This window comes from Enterobacter sp. 168J2 (assembly GCF_034107265.1).
In the GTDB taxonomy this organism is placed as follows: Bacteria; Pseudomonadota; Gammaproteobacteria; order Enterobacterales; family Enterobacteriaceae; genus Enterobacter; species Enterobacter nematophilus.
The window spans coordinates 25684-47353 of sequence record NZ_JAWNEB010000002.1; the positions used below are offsets into that span (position 1 = coordinate 25684).

Consider the following 21670-nt stretch of genomic DNA (forward strand, 5'->3'; position numbering starts at 1 on the left):
CAATATTAGTCTGGTCATCTGCTACCATCCGCGCAGTTTAATTCCTCTTCGGATGGCGATATGTCCCACTCACTTAAAAAGATGACCCTCACCGGGCTCATCCTGATGATTTTTACGTCAGTCTTTGGTTTTGCCAATAGCCCGTCGGCCTTCTATCTGATGGGCTACAGCGCGACGCCGTTTTATATCGTGTCCGCTCTGTTCTTCTTTATCCCGTTTGCGCTGATGATGGCGGAGATGGGCTCGGCTTACCGGAAAGAAGAGGGCGGTATCTATTCATGGATGAACAACAGCATCGGCCCGCGCTATGCGTTTATCGGCACGTTTATGTGGTTCTCCTCCTACGTCGTCTGGATGGTCAGCACGGCGGCCAAAGTCTGGGTGCCGTTCTCCACGTTTCTTTTCGGGGCGGATAAAACGCAGATATGGTCTCTGACGGGGCTGAGCTCCACGCAGGTGGTCGGTATTCTGGCGGTGTGCTGGATGGTGGTGGTCACGCTGGTGGCGTCAAAAGGCATCAACAAGATTGCCCGTATCACCGCCGTTGGCGGTATTTCCGTGATGTGCCTGAACCTGGTGCTGCTGCTGGTGAGTATCGCCATTCTGTGCCTGAACGGCGGACACTTTGCTCAGGAGGTGGACTTCGTTTCATCGCCTAATCCGGGCTATCAGTCCGGGCTGGCTATGCTCTCCTTCGTGGTGTTTGCCATTTTTGCCTACGGCGGTATTGAAGCGGTCGGTGGGCTGGTCGATAAGACCGAGAACCCGGAAAAGAACTTTGCCAAAGGGATTATTTTTGCCGCCATCGTCATCTCCATCGGCTATTCGCTGGCGATTTTCCTCTGGGGCGTCAGCACCAGCTGGCAGCAGGTGTTGAGTAATGACACCACCAACCTCGGGAACATCACCTACGTGCTGATGAAAAGCCTGGGGATGACGCTGGGTAACGCCATGCACCTGACGCCGGAAGCATCGGCCACCATGGGGATCTGGTTCGCGCGCATTACCGGTCTGTCGATGTTCCTTGCCTATACCGGCGCGTTCTTCACGCTGATCTACTCGCCGCTGAAAGCCATCATTCAGGGTACGCCTAAAGCGCTGTGGCCAGCGCGCATGACGCAGCTCAACACCGCAGGCATGCCTGCCAACGCCATGTGGATGCAGTGTCTGATGGTGTGCGTGTTCATTCTGCTGGTGTCATTTGGCGGTGATACTGCGTCTGCGTTCTATAACAAGCTGACCCTGATGGCGAACGTGTCGATGACGCTGCCGTACCTGTTCCTGACCCTGGCGTTCCCGTTCTTTAAGGCGAAGCGGGATCTTGAGCGTCCGTTTGTGATCTTCAAAACCCCCGCTGCAACGCTGCTGGCGACCACGGTGGTGGTGCTGGTGGTAGCGTTTGCCAACATCTTTACCGTTATTCAGCCCGTGGTTGAGGCGAACGACTGGAACAGCGCGCTGTGGATGGTCGGTGGGCCTGTCTTCTTCTCGCTGCTGGCGATGGGGATTTATGAGAATTACCGTCGGCGCTCAATAGCGTACGTCGCGGAAGTGGCGTAGCGGTAAAATGCCCCTCCCGAAAGGGAGGGGCGAAAGATTACAGACTTCCCGCCGGGCGCGATCTTGCCGCCGACGTGAGCGTTTTACCCATCTTACGTCCGTCCATGCTCTCCAGACGCATCTGGAACGGTGGGAACGGCATATCAATACCATGCTCGCGGAAGCCCGCCAGAATCAGCTGGTGGATCTCATGGCGCAGCGGCATGCGGTGCCCCATTTCGGCAGCGTAAATACGCAGTTCGAAAATCTGGATCCCCTGCTGTAAATCGACCAGGAACACTTCCGGTACGGGGTTATCGAGCACCAGCGTACAGCGTTCGGCAGCGGTGTAGAGGATCTGGGTGACTTCTTCACTGTTGGCATCCGACGGCGCTGGTACCGTCAGCACCACACGCGTAACGGAGTCCGACAGGGACCAGTTGATAAACTGCTCGGTAATAAATGCCTTGTTCGGCACGATGATCTCTTTACGGTCCCAGTCGCTGATCGTGGTGGCGCGGGTGTTGATCTTCGTTACGCTCCCGGTCAGATCGCGGATCGTCACCGTATCGCCAATACGAATCGGCTTTTCAAACAGGATGATCAGGCCGGATACAAAGTTGGCGAAAATCTCCTGCATGCCAAAGCCAAGGCCAAACGTCAGCGCGGCCACCAGCCACTGCAGTTTAGACCACTCAATACCCATCATTGAGAACCCGACCATCCCGCCAAACAGCAGTATCAGGTATTTCGTAATGGTCGTAATGGCGTATCCGGTGCCGGGGGTTAAATCCAGATGCTGCAGCAGCGCCAGCTCCAGCAGTGCTGGGAAGTTACGTACCAGCTGGGTGGTGATGATCAGCACCAGAATGGCAATCAGCACCGCGCCTAAGGTGATCGGCTCCAGGCTTTCAACGCCCTGCACCGTGGACGTCACGTCCCACAGAGAGATGTTTTCCAGGAAGCCAAACGCGGAATGAATTTCCGACCACAGGAAGATCACCGACAGAAGGGCAATCAGCATCAGGAGGGAGCGCACCAGGCGCAGAGACTGGGTACTGATGGCATCCAGATCCAGTTCGACCTCGTCCGAATCCATCGTCCCTTCCGTGCTGTTAACATGGGTTGGCTCTTCCTCGCCACGGGCACGCTGAGCGAGGATCTCCGCCCGGCGATGCTTGGCGCGGTCAAAGGCCAGACGGCGGCGCTGGATCAGCATCCCGCGACGGATCACGTGATACACCACCAGCAGCAGGAACCAGATCGCCACCGACGTTTCCAGTCGTGCCAGCAGCGCCTGCGAGGTTGCCAGGTAACCTACCGCCGCGGCCAGCATCGCAATCAGAGGAGCGCTCAGCAACAGGTTCCAGAGCAGCCGGTTGAACATGTTGTCGCCGCTGCCGGATTTATCCAGATAGAGCGGTATCCCCGCGCGTTTCAGGCTGAGGGTGACGATGGCCAGCGCGCCGCAGATCAGCATAAAGCAGAGGCGGCCCAGCGAGCCTGAGAATTCCCGATCGTTGAGATTATCAAACATAATCAGCGCCATAATCAGCGGCACAATCAGCCCGATGCTCATCAGGTAGTAGCGCATGGCGCGCGCCACGCGGTTACGCGGCCAGCCAAAGTGGGCAATGAACAGACCGTTGGGACGCGCAAACGTCGCGCAAATCATCACCACCCACAGGAGCGGCACCGTGGCGGTGACGCCATCGCCAATGGCGACCGCGAGCGGATAGGGCCAGGCTTCCCGCAGGCCGTAGCCAAGCGTCATCCACAGCACCGGTAGCGGAGACGCGACGAGAATCGACCAGAACACGGTGCGCAACGTCAGCCAGAAGTGATCCTGAGTGACTTTCCCCACCCGCGCGCTGGAACGCTCCAGGAAGCGGGTGAAATGTCTGCGCGAGTAAATGCTGAAGCCTACCAGGATCAACGCGCCCAGCAGCGGGAAAATCGTCTCTTTACTGGTCAGCATCATCACGCTGGCCTGTCCGAGCTGGCTGAAGGTGTCGAGCGAAATCAGGCGGCGCAGATCCTGAACGATCTCAATTGGCCACGAGAAGGTCATTGGACGCACGTCTGACGTCCAGAAGAGATAACGGTGCGTAGCCTCGTTCACCTCTTTCAGCGCGTCCTCCAGCTGGCTGTTAGAGACCTTGAGCTTAGTCAGTTCCAGAATCAGCGTATCCCCGCCCTGCAGCAGGGAGTTCAACAGTTCGCGCTGGGTGCGCAGCTGGGCTTCCAGAATACGGTTTTGCTCGCTGGTCAGAGGTTGCCCGTCAGCCTGACGGATCTGGCGAATTTGCGGCTGCTTATTGAGAAGATCTTCAAAGTGCAGTCGCTGCACGCGCAGCTGGGCCATCTCGGTATCCAGCTGCTGCGGCTTCGGCATTTCCGGCAGGCGCGCGACCTGGGCGCGTAACGCTTCGCCCAGCAGGTTTGATGACCCGAGCCACTGGGACTGCTCGCGCAGGGTGTTGAGCGCCTGGCGCACCTGCAGGGTTTGATTCGTCGCCTGGCGCTGCTGGGAGGCAACCAGATCCATACGCTGCGCCTGCTGATTCAGGGCGGCTGAAAGCTCACGGTTGACCTTGAACTGATCGACGATACCTTCTGGCAGATTGGCGCTGTTTTCCGCCAGCAGCTCGGTGCTTTCAAGCGCTCGCTCGGCTTCGCGCTGGCGCTGGCTGTTAAGCAAATTACGCAGGGCCTGAAGGTACGCATCCAGCTGCTCGCTCTGCTTCTGAGCGAGTTCAGAGCGCATCCGCGCCAGCTCCTGGCGGTTGTTGGCGGAAAGTTGCGCCAGCTCCAGCTCATCCACAAGGGCTTTCAGACGAGCAGATTCGGCCTGCAGACCCACATTTTGCGCCTGAGCCTGCGGCGTGTTGCCGCTTTGCGTACCCACGCGGCGTTCCACTTCGTTAAGCTGGCGGCGGGCGTCGGTTTGCTGCTGCGGAAGCTGGCTGAGGGAGTCGGCAATTTCACGCGCCCGCTCCTGCTCCTGCTGAGCCAGGCGGCTCTTTTCCAGAAGCTGGCTGCTGACCTGCAGGATTTCCTGATTCAGGGCGTCGGTGGTCATGCCTTCCGGCACTTCGCGCGGCTCATCGCGCAGATTAGCGAGCTGCGCGCGCAGCGTTTGCGAGAGTTTAGGGAAGTTGTCGATAACCTGCTGATACTGCTGAGCGCGCTCAAGAGAGCCTTTCCGCTCCTCAAGCGCGTTCAGTGCGGACTGGAGCGACTCAACGGTCTCTGGCTGAGCGGGTTTAGCCGCTTTCGCCTGCTCCAGCTCCTGGGTTATCTGTTTGGCGTCGGGGGCTGTCGCTGCGTACGCCCCCATGCTGAGGCACCAGGCCATCAGTAAAACGATAATCGGGCGCACGTCAGCGTTACCTCTGTTGTTAGCCTTCGTCTTTTTTGTCGTCAACCAGCGGGCTGGCGTCGTGCTCGGCCTCAATCTCTTCTTGCGGCAGCGGAGCAGGCTCTGCGTCCGGCGTCACGAAGGTTTCGGTAGAGACCGCCAGCGGCTGGCCAAGCTTGGTGACTGACAGGCTTTCGAGCTGTTCAGCCAGCTTAACTTTGCCCGGCGCAAACAGGTTGATGACGGTAGAGCCCAGCTTAAAGCGACCCATCTCCTGGCCTTTCAGCAGGGCGACAGAGCCTTCCTCTTCACCGGCAGGCCACGTCCAGCGCTTGATCACCCCTTCACGCGGCGGGGTGATGGTGCCAGCCCAGACGGTTTCGATGCTGCCGACAATGGTCGCGCCTACCAGAATCTGCGCCATAGGGCCGAATTCAGTATCGAACAGGCAGATGACGCGTTCGTTACGGGCAAACAGGTTCGGTACGTTTTGCGCGGTCAGGTGGTTCACGGAGAACAGATCGCCCGGCACGTAGATCATCTCACGCAGAATACCGTTACACGGCATGTGCACGCGGTGGTAGTCGCGCGGTGACAGATAGGTGGTGGCAAAGGTGCCGTTGCGGAACAGGTCCGCCATCAGGTAGTTGCCTGCCAGCAGCGCTTCCAGGCTGTAGTTGTGGCCTTTCGCCTGCAGGATTTTGTCGTCTTCGATGTTACCCAACTGGCTGATCACGCCGTCTGCTGGCATTACCAGGACGTTAGGGTCGGTGTTCAGCGGGCGCACTTCGTCGCGCAGCGGGCGCACGAAAAACTCGTTGAACGTGCGGTAGCTGGCGGTGTCCGGCTTCTGCGCTTCTTTCATGTCGACCTTGTAATACTTCACGAAAAGGTCGATGACCAGTTTGGTCAGCCAGCCCGCGCGTTTGCTTGCGCCCCAGCCCGCCAGGCGAGTGAGCCACAGTTTTGGCAGAATGTATTGAAGCGAAAGTTTAAATGCGTTTAACAAGGTAGCCTCCAGGCCATTGTTTTGCCGTTCCTGATCCGGCGGTAAGCCGCCGGAACCTGAAAAAAGGGGACGATTTTAGCGATGCTTAGCTTAGTTGTCAGTTATCAGAATCAGAAAAGTTTTTACGCGTTTTTACCTGATCCATGCTCTCAAGAATGCGGTGGTAATTCTCGAAGCGGGTTTCCGCAATCTCACCTTTCTCAACCGCTTCGCGGATAGCGCAGCCTGGATCGTTATCGTGTTTACAGTCGCGATATTTGCAAGCGCCTAAATAATCATGGAATTCGACAAATCCATTAAAGATTTGTTCCGGCTCAAGGTGCCATAAACCGAATTCACGCACGCCCGGGGAGTCGATGACATCGCCGCCGTGCGGGAAGTGATACAGGCGTGATGCGGTGGTGGTGTGCTGGCCCAGACCCGAGACGTCAGACACATCGTTGGTGAGGATCTCCTGCTGGAGGCCGAGCAGATTGTTCAGCAGGCTCGATTTGCCCACGCCGGACTGGCCTGCAAAGATGCTGATGCGATCGGTAAGCGCCTCTTCAAGCGGTTTCAGGCCATCTTTGGTATGGCTGGAGACCATCAGGACGCGATAGCCAATCTTGCGATAGATATCCATCTGCTCATTAACGAAAGCCATGCCTTCGTCATCCAGCAGATCGATTTTGTTCAGCACGATAATCGGTTCAACCTGCAGCGTTTCGCAGGCGACGAGATATCGGTCGATAATATTGAGCGAAAGTTCGGGCAAAATCGCCGATACGATAACAATCTGGTTAATGTTGGCGGCAATCGGCTTCACCCCGTCGTAAAAATCGGGACGGGTTAATACGGACGTACGCTCATGGACCGCTTCAACGATACCTTTAACCGTAACGCCCTCTGCCGCCTCTTTACCCGGTCGCCAGACGACGCGGTCGCCGGTCACCAGGGAACGAATGGTCCGGCGAATGTTGCAGCGGTGGATTTCGCCATCGGCGGATTCCACGTCGGCGTGCATACCGAAACGGCTGATGACTACGCCTTCCGTTGGTTCGCCAAACAGGTTGTCGTCGTAATCGACCTTCTCCGAAGTGGTTTTAAGACGGCGCTGGTGATTGGCATTCACGCGGCGCTGCTGCCCTTTGGAGAGTTTATTTTTACTCAATCGCACTGGCTCCTGGTCGCCCGTAGGGGGCAAAACCTCTATGATACACTCTAATTAATACTAGTTAACCAGCTACTGCCGGTTATGCGAGAAGGGTGGAAAATAACATGAGCGCGGATGAAAACAACCTGATTTGGATCGATCTCGAAATGACCGGGCTGGATCCCGAGCGCGATCGCATTATTGAGATTGCAACCCTGGTGACCGATGCCAACCTGAATATCCTGGCCGAAGGGCCAACGATTGCGGTGCATCAGTCAGACGACCAGCTAGCGCTGATGGATGAGTGGAACGTGCGTACCCATACCGGCAGCGGCCTCGTCGAGCGCGTGAAGGCCAGTAACTTCGGTGACCGTGAGGCGGAACTGGCGACGCTCGAATTTCTGAAGCAGTGGGTACCGGCGGGCAAATCGCCGATCTGCGGGAACAGCATCGGTCAGGATCGCCGTTTTCTGTTTAAGTACATGCCGGAGCTGGAGTCTTACTTCCATTACCGCTATCTGGATGTGAGCACCCTGAAAGAGCTGGCGCGTCGCTGGAAACCTGAAATTCTGGACGGCTTTAAAAAACAGGGTACGCACCAGGCGATGGACGATATCCGCGAGTCCGTGTCGGAACTCGCGTACTACCGCGAAAACTTTATTAAGCTGTGATTTTGAGATCCGGCGCCTTGCGTGGCCGGGTTTTTGTCGTTAAATTGTTCAGCTTGCCGATTAAATAAGCATTTGAACTGAATTTCGAAAAAATCACTTTAAGGGGGGTTGCAGCTAAAAGGATTTCTCGTATAATGCGCCTCCCGTAACGACAGAGAATTACACGTTACGACAGCAACAAAAGCAGTACAGATTTGCGGGAATAGCTCAGTTGGTAGAGCACGACCTTGCCAAGGTCGGGGTCGCGAGTTCGAGTCTCGTTTCCCGCTCCAAAATTTGAAAGTGCTTCTAAAGCACGGACCACCAAATCGTGGGATTTCGAGTTGCAACAAGGCGGCAACTGAACGAATCCTTAGGAGCTTACTTAAGTAAGTGACTGAGGTGAGTGAAGGCAGCCAACGCAGTGGCAGCTTGAAAGACACAGATTAAGCGGGAATAGCTCAGTTGGTAGAGCACGACCTTGCCAAGGTCGGGGTCGCGAGTTCGAGTCTCGTTTCCCGCTCCAAATTCTTCTTCATCTCTAAAATATCCACAGCGAAAAGACGCGCTGGGGACGTTTTCTATTGCATCTGAAATACTGTTGTAAACAGAGTTATCCACAGAATTCGCGCTTTGCCCAAACTGTACAGAAAGTTAGCAGGGTGAATAATATCTTCTCAAGTTACTGTATTATTGGGATAAATTTTCATTTCAAAATGTTATCGAGATCACTTGACCTCTTATCAAGCCCAGATGGCGCTTGAGTTTTTATTTTTATTCACAGGCTGTGAATATATCACGCATCCCGCGTAAGCCCTTTTTCGATCACCCTAACCAGCCGCTGTTTCTTTGGAAGCTGCACCTCGACCACACAGGCATTTCGCTTCTCGATTTGCTGCGCAATCGCCCATTCTATGTGTTCATCAAGAAGTGGGTGCTCACCTCTACGGTTTTCGAGCGCCTGAATATTCGCTTCATCCCACGGGGCATTGCCCAGCGCGACGGCCACGTTTCGCAGCCAGCGCAGGTGGCCGATACGCCGAATGGCGGAACCCTCCGTCACCTTCAGGAACCAGGCTTCGGTCCAGGCGAACAGCTCGATCAGCGGCGGGGCATGTAGCGCCCTGCGCGGACTGAAGTCTTCTTCATCCGTCAGCTGTGAGTAGCGGTTCCACGGGCAGATCAGCTGGCAGTCGTCGCAGCCGTAGATGCGGTTGCCGATAAGCGGTCGAAACTCTTCCGGGATCGCCCCTTCGAGCTCGATGGTGAGATAGGAAATACAGCGGCGCGCATCGACGGTGTACGGCTCAACGATGGCGCCAGTCGGGCAGATGGTCATGCAGGCCACGCAGCGCCCACAGCCTTCCTCCACCGGGCCATCTACTGGCAGGGGTAAATCAATCAGCAGTTCACCGAGGAAGAAGAACGATCCGGCGTCGCGGCTAAGGATAAGTGAGTGCTTACCTGTCCAGCCAAGCCCGGCTTTTTCGGCGATAGGGCGCTCAAGAATAGGCGCGGAATCGACAAAGGGTCTAAAATTCAGCGAAACACAGTGCTGCTGAATAGTTTCTCCAAGTTTTTTTAGGCGGTTACGCAGAAGCTTATGGTAATCACGTCCCAGGGCGTACCGGCTGACGTAACCCAGGGAGGGATTTTTTAGCGTGCGCGCAAAGGCCGCGTTGGCAGGCAGGTAGTTCATGCGCACGCTGATGACGCGTAGTGTACCCGGTAAAAGCTCATGTGGACGGGCGCGCATCATGCCGTGACGCGCCATCCACTCCATTTCGCCGTGGTATTGTTTGTCCAGCCAGGCCTGCAGCTTTGGCTCGCTGGCAGAGAGGTCGGTATCGGTAATGCCTACCTTCTGGAAGCCAAGCTCAGCACCCCACTGTTTTATTTTTTGCGCTAATTCATTGAGATCGAGGGGCTGTGACATGACGGACCATACGGTGAAGAAAAACCCCGCAAGTATACCACATTCCATCTGGCATGCGGATGACCTCCGGCGCGCCGAAAAAGAGGCCGCAGACAGCCTCGGCATTACCCTTTATGAACTGATGCAGCGCGCGGGAGAGGCGGCGTTTAACGTTGCCCGCAGCGCGTACCCCCAATCCACTCACTGGCTGATTTTGTGCGGGCACGGCAATAACGGCGGCGACGGCTACGTTGTTGCGCGTCTCGCGGTTGCGGCCGGTCTGCGCGTTACCCTGCTGGCGCTGGAGAGCGATAAGCCTCTGCCGGAGGAAGCCTGCGCGGCGCGGAAGGCATGGCTAAACGCAGGCGGCGTGATTCATGCCCCTGATATCGTCTGGCCGGAAGATGTTGATCTGATTGTTGATGGTCTGCTGGGGACCGGGCTACGCAGCGCGCCTCGCGAGAACATCGCCGCGCTTATTAAACACGCTAACGGGCACTCCGCGCCGGTAGTCGCGCTGGATATTCCGTCTGGCCTGATCGCGCAGACCGGCGCGACGCCTGGCGCCGTTATTCAGGCTGCGCACACCGTGACCTTTATCGCCCTGAAGCCGGGCTTGTTAACCGGAAAAGCGCGGGATGTGGTCGGCGTATTGCACCATAACGCGCTGGGGCTGGAGAGCTGGCTCGTTGGGCAGGAAACGCGCCTGTCGCGCTTTGATTCCTCGCAGCTAAAAGAGTGGCTTCCGCCGCGCCGCCCAACCTCCCATAAGGGCGACCACGGCAGGCTGGTAATTATTGGTGGCGATCGCGGTACGGCAGGAGCGGTTCGCATGACCGGTGAGGCGGCACTGCGCAGCGGTGCCGGATTAGTGCGACTACTCACTCGCATTGAAAATATTGCGCCAATCATCACGGCCCGGCCGGAACTGATGGTTCATGAGCTTACGCCCCAGGCGCTGGAAGAAAGCCTCGAATGGGCGGATGTGGTGGTCATTGGTCCCGGGCTTGGGCAACAGGCATGGGGTAAACAGGCCCTGCAAAAGGTCGAGAATTTTCGTAAACCGATGCTGTGGGATGCCGACGCGCTTAACCTTCTGGCAATAAATCCGGATAAGCGTCACAATCGCATTCTGACGCCACACCCCGGCGAAGCCGCGCGCCTGCTTAACTGCAGCGTGGCAGAAATTGAAAGCGATCGCTTACTTTCTGCTCAGCGTCTGGTAAAACGTTACGGAGGTGTTGCCGTTTTGAAAGGGGCAGGAACCGTTGTCGCCAGTGACGAGACGCAGGGCATTATTGATGCCGGAAATGCGGGCATGGCGAGCGGCGGTATGGGCGATGTGCTTTCAGGCATCATCGGCGCATTGCTTGGACAGAAACTTCCCCTTTATGATGCAGCCTGTGCGGGCTGCGTGGCCCACGGCGCGGCGGCTGACAGGCTTGCTGCACGAGAGGGTACGCGCGGTATGCTGGCCACCGATCTTTTTTGCACGCTGCGGCGTGTTGTTAACCCGGATGTGATTGACGTAGAAAATGACTAATCGAGCGATTCCTTTACCTGATGAACAAGCCACTTTAGATCTCGGCAAGCGCGTGGCGCAGGCCTGTCAGGGGGCAACCGTCATTTATCTGTATGGTGATTTAGGTGCGGGTAAAACCACCTTCAGCCGGGGTTTTTTGCAGGCGTTAGGACACAACGGGAACGTGAAAAGCCCCACCTATACGCTGGTTGAGCCGTACACCCTCGACAATCTAATGGTGTACCACTTTGATTTATACCGCCTTGCGGATCCTGAGGAGCTGGAATTTATGGGGATCCGTGATTATTTTGCCAACGACGCCATCTGCCTGGTGGAGTGGCCGCAACAAGGTGCGGGTGTGCTGCCTGACCCGGATGTCGAAATTCACTTAGATTACCAGGCTCAAGGGCGTGAGGCTCGCATCAGTGCGGTTTCCTCATCAGGGTGTTCCTTACTGGCGCGTCTCGCCGGTTAAGAGTAGGGATGACGGGATGATTAGTCGCGTTAAAGGTTGGGTGTTGGCTGCGACGGTGCTGCTGTGCGCGCAGGCCGGGGCGGCAAGCCTTTCGGATATTCAGGTGTCAAACGGCGAAAGCCAGGCTCGGATCACCTTCAGCTTTATGGGGGACCCTGAATACGCGTTTTCACAGCCAGACAGCCACAGCGTGGCGCTGGATATTAAACAGACTGGCGTGATCCAGGGGTTACCGCTGCGGTTTAGCGGTAATAATCTGGTGAAAAGTATCCACTCGGGTACCCCTCAGGACAGCCAGTCATTGCGCCTGGTGGTCGATCTGACCGAAAAGGGCAAAACGAAGGCGGTGAAGCAGCAAAACGGGGCGAACTATACGGTGGTCTTCACCATCAATGCCGACGTTCCGCCGCCGCCTCCACCGGTTGTCGCGAAACGCGTGGAAGAGCCTGTGTATACGCCGCGCCCATCGGAACCTGCGCGTAATCCGTTTAAATCGCAGAACGATCGCATCACCGCGGCAACCAGCAGCAACACGGTAACGCGTCCGGCGGCCAGCGCACGGCGCGCGGTCAGCGGTGACAAAGTGATTATCGCCATTGATGCCGGACACGGTGGACAGGATCCTGGTGCGATTGGCCCGGGCGGCACGCGAGAGAAAAATGTCACTATTGCGGTGGCCCGCAAGCTGCGGACGCTGTTAAACGATGACCCGATGTTTAAAGGCGTACTGACCCGCGACGGCGACTATTTTATCTCCGTGATGGGCCGCTCAGACGTGGCGCGTAAGCAAAACGCCAATTTCCTGGTCTCCATTCACGCGGATGCCGCACCGAACCGTAACGCGACGGGGGCCTCGGTATGGGTTCTGTCGAACCGCCGGGCGAACAGCGAAATGGCCAACTGGCTGGAAGAGCATGAGAAACAGTCTGAACTGTTAGGCGGCGCGGGTGACGTGCTGGCAAACAGCCAGTCTGACCCGTATCTCAGCCAGGCGGTGCTGGATTTACAGTTCGGCCATTCTCAGCGCGTCGGGTATGATGTCGCCACTAACGTTTTGAATCAGCTGCAGGGCATCGGGGCATTGCACAAGCGTCGCCCGGAACATGCGAGCCTGGGCGTTCTGCGTTCGCCGGATATTCCGTCAATTCTGGTAGAGACCGGCTTTATCAGCAATACCAGTGAAGAGCGCCTGCTGGGCAGCGACAGCTACCAGCAGCAAATTGCCGAAGCGATTTATAACGGTTTACGTAACTATTTTGAGGCGCATCCTCTGCAGTCCGCGCCGCAGGGCGGAGCAGCCCAGACGGCCAGCGCCGCGCAGCCGGGCGAGCTGACCGCCACAAATTAAGGAGAATTCATGCCGATTCAGGTTCTGCCGCCGCAGCTCGCGAACCAAATCGCCGCCGGTGAGGTGGTGGAACGCCCTGCGTCGGTGGTGAAGGAGCTGGTTGAAAACAGCCTCGATGCGGGCGCCACCCGCATTGATATTGATATCGAACGCGGCGGCGCAAAGCTCATCCGCATTCGCGACAACGGCTGCGGCATCAAAAAAGAGGAGCTGGCGCTGGCGCTGGCGCGTCATGCCACCAGTAAAATCGCCTCTCTGGATGACCTGGAAGCGATTATCAGCCTCGGTTTTCGCGGCGAAGCGCTGGCCAGTATCAGCTCGGTTTCCCGCTTAACGCTGACCTCCCGCACCGCTGAACAGCAGGAAGCCTGGCAGGCCTACGCTGAAGGGCGGGATATGGACGTGACGGTCAAGCCCGCGGCGCACCCTGTCGGTACCACGCTGGAAGTTCTGGACCTGTTCTACAATACTCCCGCCCGCCGCAAGTTTATGCGTACCGAAAAAACCGAGTTCGGCCATATCGACGAGATCATCCGCCGAATTGCGCTCGCCCGTTTTGACGTCACCATCAACCTCAGCCATAACGGCAAGGTGATGCGCCAGTACCGCGCGGTGGCTGAAGGTGGGCAGAAAGAGCGACGTTTAGGGGCTATCTGCGGGACGCCGTTCCTGGAGCAGGCGCTGGCTATCGAGTGGCAGCACGGCGATCTGGCTTTACGTGGCTGGGTGGCCGATCCAAACGCCAGCAGCGCGGCGTTCTCTGAAATTCAGTATTGCTACGTGAACGGCCGCATGATGCGCGACCGCCTCATTAACCACGCCATTCGCCAGGCCTGTGAAGACAAGCTCGGGGCCGATCAGCAACCGGCCTTTGTGCTTTATCTGGAGATCGACCCGCATCAGGTGGATGTCAACGTCCATCCTGCCAAGCATGAGGTGCGTTTCCACCAGTCGCGTCTGGTGCATGATTTTATCTACCAGGGCGTGCTGAGCGTGCTGCAACAGCAGCTTGAACCCACGCTGCCGCTGGAAAAAGAAGACTCCGCACCGCGCCCCATTCCGGAAAACCGTGTCGCTGCGGGCCGCAACCATTTTGCGGAGCCAGCCGTCGTGCGTGAACCGGACGCCCCGCGTTTCTCCTCTGGAGGAGCTGCGCCGCGTCCGACGGGCGCGAACTACCCGAACGCTCAGCCCGGCTATCAAAAGCAGCAGGGAGCGCTGTACCGTAAACTGCTGGAAACGCCCGCAGTCGAGCGCAAAGAGCACGTTTCGGTGGAGACACCTTCTCTTGAAGGCCATAGCCAGAGTTTTGGCCGGGTGCTGACGATTATCGCACCGGATATGGCCCTGCTTGAGCGCGACGGCAAACTGCTGCTTCTGGCGCTGCCGGTTGCCGAACGCTGGCTCAAGCAGGCGCAGCTGACACCGGGGGAAAATGCGGCCTGTGCGCAGCCGCTATTGATCCCGGTGCGCCTGAAAATATCCGCTGAAGAAACAAGGGTATTGCAGCGTGCAGAGGCCCAGCTGGCGCAAATGGGCATTGAAATTGTGCTCGAACCACAACATGTGACAATTCGCGCAGTGCCTTTACCCTTACGCCAACAAAATTTACAAAACTTGATTTCTGAACTGATAGGCTACCTGGCGCAGCAAACATCGTTTGAGGCTGCCAACACCGCGCAGTGGATCGCCCGCCATCTGGCCAGCGAACATTCACCGTGGAGTATGGCGCAGGCGATTAGCGTGCTGGCGGAGGTGGAACGCCTCTGCCCACAGCTGGTGAAAGCGCCGCCGGGTGGGTTATTACAACCTGTTGATTTAAAAACGGCGATGACCGCCCTGAAACATGACTGACGTAAGTAAGGCGAGCCTGCCAAAGGCAATTTTTTTAATGGGCCCAACGGCCTCCGGTAAAACGGCGTTAGCCATTGAGCTACGTAAAGTTTTGCCTGTAGAGTTGATTAGCGTCGACTCCGCCCTCATCTACCGAGAGATGGACATCGGCACGGCGAAGCCCGGCGCAGACGAACTGCGTGCGGCACCGCACCGTTTGCTGGATATTCTCGACCCGGCAGAGGCTTACTCCGCAGCGGATTTCCGCCGGGATGCCTTAGCTGAGATGGCCGAGATCACCGCCGCGGGGCGTATACCGCTGTTGGTTGGCGGAACCATGCTCTACTTCAAGGCGCTGCTGGAAGGATTGTCACCATTACCTTCCGCGGACCCTGAAGTGAGAGCAAAGATTGAGCAGCAGGCGGCAGAGCAGGGGTGGGACGTATTGCACAAGCAGCTGGCGGAGGTTGACCCGGTTGCGGCAGCGCGGATCCATCCAAATGATCCGCAAAGGCTTTCCCGGGCACTGGAAGTTTTTTTCATTTCGGGTAAAACTTTAACGGAACTGACGCAAACGTCAGGAGACGCTCTGCCGTATCAGGTGCATCAGTTCGCCATCGCCCCGGCGAGCCGTGAACTGCTCCATCAACGAATTGAGCAGCGTTTTCATCAGATGTTGGCTTCAGATTTTGAAGCAGAAGTGCGGGCGCTATTTGCCCGTGGAGATTTGCATACGGATATGCCTTCCGTTCGTTGTGTGGGATACCGCCAGATGTGGTCGTATCTTGAAGGTGAGATTTCATACGATGAAATGGTTTATCGAGGTGTTTGCGCCACGAGACAGTTAGCGAAGCGCCAGATCACCTGGCTGCGCGGTTGGGAGGGAGTTCACTGGTTAGACAGTGAAAAACCGCAACAGGCGTTAAACGAGGTGATTGAGGTTGTTGGTGATATCGCCCACTGAATGTGTACAATTGAGACGTATCGTGCGCAATTTTTCAGAATCGCAAGGTTCTAAGTACAAAACAAGCATATAAGGAAAAGATAGAATGGCTAAGGGGCAATCTTTACAAGATCCGTTCCTGAACGCATTGCGTCGGGAACGTGTTCCAGTTTCTATTTATTTGGTGAATGGTATTAAGCTGCAAGGTCAGATTGAGTCTTTCGATCAGTTCGTGATCCTGTTGAAAAACACGGTCAGCCAGATGGTCTACAAGCACGCTATCTCTACTGTTGTTCCGTCCCGTCCGGTCTCTCATCACAGCAATAACGCTGGCGGCGGCACAGGCAGTAACTACCATCATGGCAGCAACGCGCAGGGTTCTTCAACGCCAGCGCAGGACAGCGACGAGACCGAATAAGGTTTTAGCTGTTATCCACACGGGGAGCCAGGGATCCTGCGTTCCCCGCTGATCTTTTTAGAGAGGTTTACGCTTGTTTGACCGTTATGATGCCGGTGAGCAGGCGGTGCTGGTACACATCTATTTTTCGCAAGACAAAGATATGGAAGACCTCCAGGAGTTTGAATCTCTGGTCTCTTCCGCCGGTGTCGAAGCAATGCAGGTGATTACCGGTAGCCGTAAAGCGCCGCACCCAAAGTATTTTGTTGGTGAAGGTAAAGCAGTAGAAATTGCGGATGCCGTAAAAGCAACCGGCGCGTCAGTCGTGTTGTTTGATCATGCGCTGTCTCCAGCCCAGGAGCGCAACCTGGAAGCTCTCTGCGAATGCCGTGTTATCGATCGCACGGGATTGATTTTAGATATTTTTGCTCAGCGTGCCCGTACCCACGAGGGGAAACTGCAGGTTGAGCTGGCGCAGTTGCGCCACCTGGCGACGCGTCTGGTGCGTGGCTGGACCCACCTTGAAAGACAAAAAGGCGGGATTGGTTTGCGCGGTCCGGGTGAAACCCAGCTCGAAACCGACCGCCGTTTGCTGCGTGGCCGTATTACCCAGATCCTCTCACGTCTGGAACGTGTAGAGAAACAGCGTGAACAGGGGCGTCGGGCGCGAACCAAAGCCGACATCCCAACGGTGTCGCTGGTGGGCTATACCAACGCCGGTAAATCCACCCTGTTTAACCAGATAACCGAGGCCCAGGTGTATGCCGCAGACCAGCTGTTTGCGACCCTGGACCCGACGCTGCGCCGTATTGACGTTGCAGACGTGGGTGAAACAGTGCTGGCGGATACCGTAGGGTTTATCCGCCATCTGCCGCACGATCTGGTAGCGGCGTTTAAGGCGACGTTGCAGGAGACGCGTCAGGCGACCCTGCTGCTGCACGTGATTGATGCGGCTGACGTACGCGTGCAGGAGAACATCGACGCGGTGAACGTGGTGCTGGAAGAAATTGACGCCCACGAAATTCCCACGCTGTTGGTGATGAATAAGATCGATATGCTGGAAGATTTCGAACCGCGTATCGACCGTGATGAAGAGAACAAACCGATACGGGTCTGGCTTTCTGCTCAGGCCGGTGTTGGTGTGCCACTGCTTTTCCAGGCTTTGACAGAACGTCTTTCCGGTGAGGTAGCTCAGCACACGCTGCGACTGCCGCCACAGGAAGGCAGGCTGCGCAGCCGGTTTTATCAGCTTCAGGCGATAGAAAAAGAGTGGATGGAGGATGACGGCAGCGTGGGGATGCAGGTGCGTATGCCGATCGTTGACTGGCGTCGCCTCTGTAAACAAGAACCTGCGCTGGCGGACTATATCGTCTGATCAGAAAGGGGAAGCCTGAAAAATTCGCCCTTGCATAACAAATATGGAGCATATACATGGCGTGGAATCAGCCCGGTAATAACGGACAAGACCGCGACCCGTGGGGAAGCAGCAACAATCAAGGCGGCAACTCTGGGGGAAATGGCAACAAAGGTGGTCGCGAGCAGGGGCCGCCGGATCTGGATGATATCTTCCGCAAGCTGAGCAAAAAGCTTGGTGGCCTTGGCGGAGGAAAAGGTTCTGGCTCGGGTGGCAGTTCCAGCCAGGGACCGCGCCCGCAATTAGGTGGCCGCCTGGTGGGCATCGTTGCTGCCGGGCTGGTGATCGTCTGGGCAGCCAGCGGGTTCTACACCATTAAAGAAGCAGAACGCGGCGTGGTCACCCGTTTCGGTAAGTTCAGCCATCTGGTTGAGCCGGGCCTGAACTGGAAACCGACCTTCATTGACGACGTCACTGCGGTCAACGTGGAGTCCGTCCGTGAACTGGCGGCTTCCGGCGTGATGCTGACGTCTGACGAGAACGTGGTGCGCGTTGAAATGAACGTGCAGTACCGCGTGACCGATCCAGAACGTTATCTGTTTAGCGTGACCAGCGCGGATGACAGCCTGCGTCAGGCGACCGACAGCGCCCTGCGTGGTGTGATCGGCAAATACACTATGGACCGCATTCTGACCGAGGGTCGTACCGTTATTCGTAGCGATACCCAGCGCGAGCTGGAAGAGACCATTCGTCCGTACAACATGGGTATCACCCTGCTGGACGTCAACTTCCAGGCTGCGCGTCCGCCGGAAGAGGTAAAAGCCGCGTTTGATGATGCGATTGCTGCCCGTGAAAACGAACAGCAGTACATCCGTGAAGCAGAAGCGTACACCAACGAAGTGCAGCCGCGTGCTAACGGTCAGGCGCAGCGTATTCTTGAAGAGGCGCGTGCGTATAAGACCCAGACCATCCTGGAAGCTCAGGGTGAAGTGGCTCGCTTCGCGCGCATCCTGCCGGAATACAAAGCCGCACCGGAAATTACCCGCGAGCGTCTGTATATCGAGACCATGGAAAAAGTGCTGAGCCACACCCGCAAAGTGTTGGTTAACGACAGCAAAGGTGGAAACCTGATGGTTCTGCCGCTGGATCAGATGCTGAAAGGCGGTTCTGCACCGGCAGCGAAAGACACCAGCGGAGCGAACAACCTGCTGCGTCTGCCGCCAGCCTCATCAGGCAGCTCCAGCGCGAACACAACGCCTTCTTCGAACGATGGTGACATTATGGACCAACGCCGTGCTAACGCGCAGCGTAACGACTACCAGCGTCAGGGGGAATAAGGATGCGTAAGTCAGTTATTGCGATCGTCGTCATCGTACTGGTCGTGCTGTATACCTCGATCTTTGTGGTGAAAGAGGGCGAGCGTGGGATCAAATTCCAGTTCAGCAGCGTCGTGCGTGACAGTGACAAACGTCCGGTCATTTATGAGCCGGGCCTGCACTTCAAGGTGCCGTTTATTCAGTCAGTGAAAACCCTGGATGCGCGTATCCAGACCATGGATAACCAGGCTGACCGTTTCGTGACCAAAGAGAAGAAAGACCTGATCGTTGATTCTTATATCAAATGGCGCATCAGCGATTTCAGCCGCTACTTCCTGGCAACGGGCGGCGGTGACGTTTCTCAGGCGGAAGTGCTGCTGAAACGTAAGTTCTCTGACCGTCTGCGCTCCGAGATTGGTCGTCTGGATGTGAAAGACATCGTGACCGATTCCCGCGGTCGTCTGACCCTGGAAGTGCGCGATGCGCTGAACTCCGGTACAGCGGGCACCGAAGACGAAGTGGAAACGCCAGCAGCGGATGACGCGATTGCTAAAGCCGCTGAACGCGTTCAGGCTGAAACCAACGGCAAAGTACCGGTGATCAACCCGAACAGTATGGCAGCGCTGGGTATCGAAGTGGTTGACGTGCGTATCAAGCAGATCAACCTGCCAGCTGAAGTGTCCGAGGCGATCTACAACCGTATGCGCGCCGAGCGTGAAGCGGTAGCCCGTCGTCACCGTTCACAGGGTCAGGAAGAAGCTGAAAAACTGCGTGCGGCAGCGGACTATGAAGTGACCAAGACGCTGGCGGAATCAGAGCGTCAGGGCCGTATCCTGCGCGGTGAAGGCGATGCGGAAGCCGCGAAGCTGTTCGCCGATGCCTTCAGCCAGGATCCAGACTTCTACGCCTTTATCCGTAGCCTGCGCGCTTACGAGAACAGCTTTAAGAGCAACCAGGACGTGATGGTGCTCAGCCCGGACAGCGATTTCTTCCGTTATATGAAGACGCCGACCAACGCAACGCGATAAACTCAGGCTCGTTTGAGTATTCAAACCACCGCTCCCAACGGAGCGGTGGTTTTCTTTTATAAGGATGAAAAATGAATTCAACGATCTGGCTCGCGCTGGCCCTGGTTCTGGTGCTGGAAGGCCTCGGCCCGATGCTCTATCCGCGAGCATGGCGTCGTATGATCGCAACGATGAGCCAGCTGCCGGACAATATTTTGCGTCGTTTCGGTGGTGGTCTTGTGGTTGCCGGTATCGTTATCTACTACATGTTGAGGAAAACGATTGGCTGATCAAAAACTAGCCGCAATTGGCATATTTTAGGGTCAAAAAGTGCTGTATATCTGAAAAAGCGATGGTAGAATCCATTTTTAAGCAAACGGTGATTTTGAAAAAAATGGGTAACAACGTCGTCGTACTGGGCACCCAATGGGGTGACGAAGGTAAAGGGAAGATTGTTGATCTTCTGACTGAACGGGCTAAATATGTTGTACGCTACCAGGGCGGTCACAACGCAGGCCATACTCTCGTAATCAACGGTGAAAAAACCGTCCTCCATCTTATTCCATCAGGCATTCTTCGCGATAACGTCACCAGCATCATCGGTAACGGCGTTGTGCTGTCTCCTGCTGCGCTGATGAAAGAGATGAAAGGTCTGGAAGACCGTGGTATCCCTGTTCGTGAGCGTCTGCTGCTCTCCGAAGCCTGCCCGCTGATCCTGGACTATCACGTGGCGCTGGACGTGGCGCGTGAAAAAGCGCGTGGCGCGAAAGCGATCGGCACCACCGGTCGTGGCATCGGCCCGGCATATGAAGATAAAGTTGCACGTCGCGGTCTGCGCGTCGGTGACCTCTTCGACAAAGCGACCTTCGCTGAAAAACTGAAAGAAGTGATGGAATATCACAACTTCCAGCTGGTGAACTTCTACAAAGCTGACGCTGTTGACTACCAGAAAGTGCTGGATGACGTCATGGCGATTGCAGACATTCTGACCGGTATGGTTGTTGATGTGTCCGATCTGCTGGACCAGGCGCGCAAGCGTGGCGATTTCGTCATGTTCGAAGGTGCGCAGGGTACGCTGCTGGACATCGACCACGGTACCTATCCGTACGTAACCTCCTCGAACACCACCGCAGGTGGCGTGGCGACCGGCTCCGGCCTGGGTCCACGTTATGTGGATTACGTTCTGGGTATCATCAAGGCGTACTCCACTCGCGTGGGTGCGGGTCCATTCCCGACCGAGCTGTTTGATGAAACCGGCGAGTTCCTGTGCAAGCAGGGTAACGAGTTTGGCGCGACCACCGGTCGTCGTCGTCGTACCGGCTGGCTGGACGCGGTTGCAGTGCGTCGCGCAGTGCAGATCAACTCCCTGTCTGGCTTCTGCCTGACCAAGCTGGACGTGCTGGACGGCCTGAAAGAAGTGAAAATCTGCGTAGGCTACCGCATGCCGGATGGCCGCGAAGTGACCACCACTCCGCTGGCCGCTGACGACTGGGAAGGCATTGAGCCAATCTACGAAACCATGCCGGGCTGGTCTGAGACCACCTTCGGTGTGAAAGAGCGTAGCGGCCTGCCGCAGGCGGCGCTGGATTACATCAAGCGCATTGAAGAACTGACCGAAGTGCCGATCGATATTATTTCTACCGGCCCGGATCGTACTGAAACGATGATCCTGCGCGACCCGTTCGACGCATAATCTTCGTGACTGCTGGCCTGCGGGGAGACCCGCAGGCCGGATAAGCGTAGCGCCAACCGGCGACCGCTCCTGGATCTCCGCTTTTTCGCCCCGTCTGTCAAATAAATTAGCCCCTAACTATCTGGCTGGTTTATCATCATTAATGAATATCTCTGCGGTTTAACCGCGTTTTCCCT

The 21670-nt window shown here is 56.6% G+C and carries 17 protein-coding genes and 2 tRNA genes; 15 read left to right on the forward strand and 4 right to left on the reverse strand.

Annotated features, from left to right (window positions below; genetic code table 11):
* Positions 1-60 precede the first annotated feature (60 nt).
* A complete protein-coding gene (gene yjeM / locus USG84_RS08215) occupies positions 61-1560 on the forward strand; it encodes a glutamate/gamma-aminobutyrate family transporter YjeM (protein WP_253540417.1) in 1500 nt (499 codons plus the stop codon).
* 37 nt (positions 1561-1597) lie between these two features.
* Here the strand turns inward: yjeM and mscM are convergent, their stop codons facing one another.
* The 3 genes from mscM to rsgA all read right to left on the reverse strand — a co-directional run bounded on the left by mscM (position 1598) and on the right by rsgA (position 7059).
* A complete protein-coding gene (gene mscM, locus USG84_RS08220) occupies positions 1598-4921 on the reverse strand; it encodes a miniconductance mechanosensitive channel MscM (RefSeq protein WP_253540420.1) in 3324 nt (1107 codons plus the stop codon).
* A 19-nt stretch (positions 4922-4940) separates the two neighbouring features.
* Positions 4941-5909 (reverse strand): archaetidylserine decarboxylase, encoded by a 969-nt coding sequence (asd, locus tag USG84_RS08225; RefSeq protein WP_151413451.1) that lies wholly within the window; start codon positions 5907-5909, stop codon positions 4941-4943.
* A gap of 97 nt (positions 5910-6006) precedes the next feature.
* A complete protein-coding gene (rsgA, locus tag USG84_RS08230; protein WP_248037420.1) occupies positions 6007-7059 on the reverse strand; it encodes a small ribosomal subunit biogenesis GTPase RsgA in 1053 nt (350 codons plus the stop codon).
* A gap of 107 nt (positions 7060-7166) precedes the next feature.
* Here rsgA and orn point away from each other — a divergent pair, with 107 nt between their 5' ends.
* The 3 genes from orn (at position 7167) to USG84_RS08245 (ending at position 8217) form a co-directional block, all read left to right on the forward strand.
* Entirely contained in the window at positions 7167-7712 is a 546-nt protein-coding gene (gene orn, locus USG84_RS08235) for an oligoribonuclease (RefSeq protein ID WP_151413453.1), read from the forward strand.
* A gap of 196 nt (positions 7713-7908) precedes the next feature.
* Positions 7909-7984, forward strand: a tRNA-Gly gene (locus USG84_RS08240).
* A 157-nt stretch (positions 7985-8141) separates the two neighbouring features.
* Positions 8142-8217: transfer RNA gene (locus USG84_RS08245), tRNA-Gly, on the forward strand.
* A gap of 270 nt (positions 8218-8487) precedes the next feature.
* Here the strand turns inward: USG84_RS08245 and queG are convergent.
* Positions 8488-9627, reverse strand: a complete 1140-nt coding sequence (gene queG, locus USG84_RS08250; protein WP_253540423.1) for a tRNA epoxyqueuosine(34) reductase QueG — start codon at positions 9625-9627, stop codon at positions 8488-8490.
* Between queG and nnr the strand changes: the two genes are divergently transcribed.
* The 11 genes from nnr to USG84_RS08305 all read left to right on the forward strand — a co-directional run bounded on the left by nnr (position 9626) and on the right by USG84_RS08305 (position 21494).
* Positions 9626-11149, forward strand: coding sequence for a bifunctional ADP-dependent NAD(P)H-hydrate dehydratase/NAD(P)H-hydrate epimerase (gene nnr / locus USG84_RS08255; protein ID WP_253540426.1), 1524 nt, complete (start codon positions 9626-9628; stop codon positions 11147-11149). The genes queG and nnr overlap by 2 nt on opposite strands.
* Entirely contained in the window at positions 11142-11603 is a 462-nt protein-coding gene (tsaE, locus tag USG84_RS08260; protein WP_028015250.1) for a tRNA (adenosine(37)-N6)-threonylcarbamoyltransferase complex ATPase subunit type 1 TsaE, read from the forward strand. The genes nnr and tsaE overlap by 8 nt, the downstream gene beginning before the upstream one ends.
* 16 nt (positions 11604-11619) lie before the next feature.
* On the forward strand, positions 11620-12951 hold the full coding sequence (gene amiB / locus USG84_RS08265; protein WP_151412989.1) for an N-acetylmuramoyl-L-alanine amidase AmiB: 1332 nt from the start codon (positions 11620-11622) through the stop codon (positions 12949-12951).
* A 9-nt stretch (positions 12952-12960) separates the two neighbouring features.
* On the forward strand, positions 12961-14805 hold the full coding sequence (gene mutL, locus USG84_RS08270) for a DNA mismatch repair endonuclease MutL (protein ID WP_151412990.1): 1845 nt from the start codon (positions 12961-12963) through the stop codon (positions 14803-14805).
* Positions 14798-15748, forward strand: a complete 951-nt coding sequence (gene miaA, locus USG84_RS08275) for a tRNA (adenosine(37)-N6)-dimethylallyltransferase MiaA (protein ID WP_151412991.1) — start codon at positions 14798-14800, stop codon at positions 15746-15748. The genes mutL and miaA overlap by 8 nt, the downstream gene beginning before the upstream one ends.
* 85 nt (positions 15749-15833) lie before the next feature.
* Entirely contained in the window at positions 15834-16145 is a 312-nt protein-coding gene (gene hfq, locus USG84_RS08280) for an RNA chaperone Hfq (protein ID WP_008502919.1), read from the forward strand.
* 73 nt (positions 16146-16218) lie between these two features.
* Positions 16219-17499, forward strand: a complete 1281-nt coding sequence (gene hflX, locus USG84_RS08285) for a ribosome rescue GTPase HflX (RefSeq protein ID WP_151412992.1) — start codon at positions 16219-16221, stop codon at positions 17497-17499.
* Positions 17500-17555: 56 nt separating this feature from the next.
* Complete coding sequence (gene hflK, locus USG84_RS08290; RefSeq protein WP_028015254.1) at positions 17556-18815, forward strand: FtsH protease activity modulator HflK; 1260 nt, start codon at positions 17556-17558, stop codon at positions 18813-18815.
* A 2-nt stretch (positions 18816-18817) separates the two neighbouring features.
* Positions 18818-19822: a protease modulator HflC gene (hflC, locus tag USG84_RS08295; protein WP_061099477.1), complete on the forward strand. Its 1005-nt coding sequence runs from the start codon at positions 18818-18820 to the stop codon at positions 19820-19822.
* Between the two features lie 71 nt (positions 19823-19893).
* A complete protein-coding gene (locus USG84_RS08300) occupies positions 19894-20091 on the forward strand; it encodes a DUF2065 domain-containing protein (protein ID WP_003855996.1) in 198 nt (65 codons plus the stop codon).
* Between the two features lie 104 nt (positions 20092-20195).
* A complete protein-coding gene (locus USG84_RS08305) occupies positions 20196-21494 on the forward strand; it encodes an adenylosuccinate synthase (protein WP_024907332.1) in 1299 nt (432 codons plus the stop codon).
* Positions 21495-21670: the final 176 nt, after the last annotated feature.

Excerpts from the sequence above, each read along its gene's own strand:
- yjeM (WP_253540417.1), top strand. The coding sequence starts at position 61 with ATGTCCCACTCACTTAAAAAGATGACCCTCACCGGGCTCATCCTGATG.
- orn (WP_151413453.1), top strand. The coding sequence starts at position 7,167 with ATGAGCGCGGATGAAAACAACCTGATTTGGATCGATCTCGAAATGACC.
- nnr (WP_253540426.1), top strand. The coding sequence starts at position 9,626 with ATGACGGACCATACGGTGAAGAAAAACCCCGCAAGTATACCACATTCC.
- queG (WP_253540423.1), bottom strand. The coding sequence starts at position 9,627 with ATGTCACAGCCCCTCGATCTCAATGAATTAGCGCAAAAAATAAAACAG.
- tsaE (WP_028015250.1), top strand. The coding sequence starts at position 11,142 with ATGACTAATCGAGCGATTCCTTTACCTGATGAACAAGCCACTTTAGAT.
- amiB (WP_151412989.1), top strand. The coding sequence starts at position 11,620 with ATGATTAGTCGCGTTAAAGGTTGGGTGTTGGCTGCGACGGTGCTGCTG.
- mutL (WP_151412990.1), top strand. The coding sequence starts at position 12,961 with ATGCCGATTCAGGTTCTGCCGCCGCAGCTCGCGAACCAAATCGCCGCC.
- miaA (WP_151412991.1), top strand. The coding sequence starts at position 14,798 with ATGACTGACGTAAGTAAGGCGAGCCTGCCAAAGGCAATTTTTTTAATG.
- hfq (WP_008502919.1), top strand. The coding sequence starts at position 15,834 with ATGGCTAAGGGGCAATCTTTACAAGATCCGTTCCTGAACGCATTGCGT.
- hflK (WP_028015254.1), top strand. The coding sequence starts at position 17,556 with ATGGCGTGGAATCAGCCCGGTAATAACGGACAAGACCGCGACCCGTGG.
- hflC (WP_061099477.1), top strand. The coding sequence starts at position 18,818 with ATGCGTAAGTCAGTTATTGCGATCGTCGTCATCGTACTGGTCGTGCTG.
- USG84_RS08300 (WP_003855996.1), top strand. The coding sequence starts at position 19,894 with ATGAATTCAACGATCTGGCTCGCGCTGGCCCTGGTTCTGGTGCTGGAA.
- USG84_RS08305 (WP_024907332.1), top strand. The coding sequence starts at position 20,196 with ATGGGTAACAACGTCGTCGTACTGGGCACCCAATGGGGTGACGAAGGT.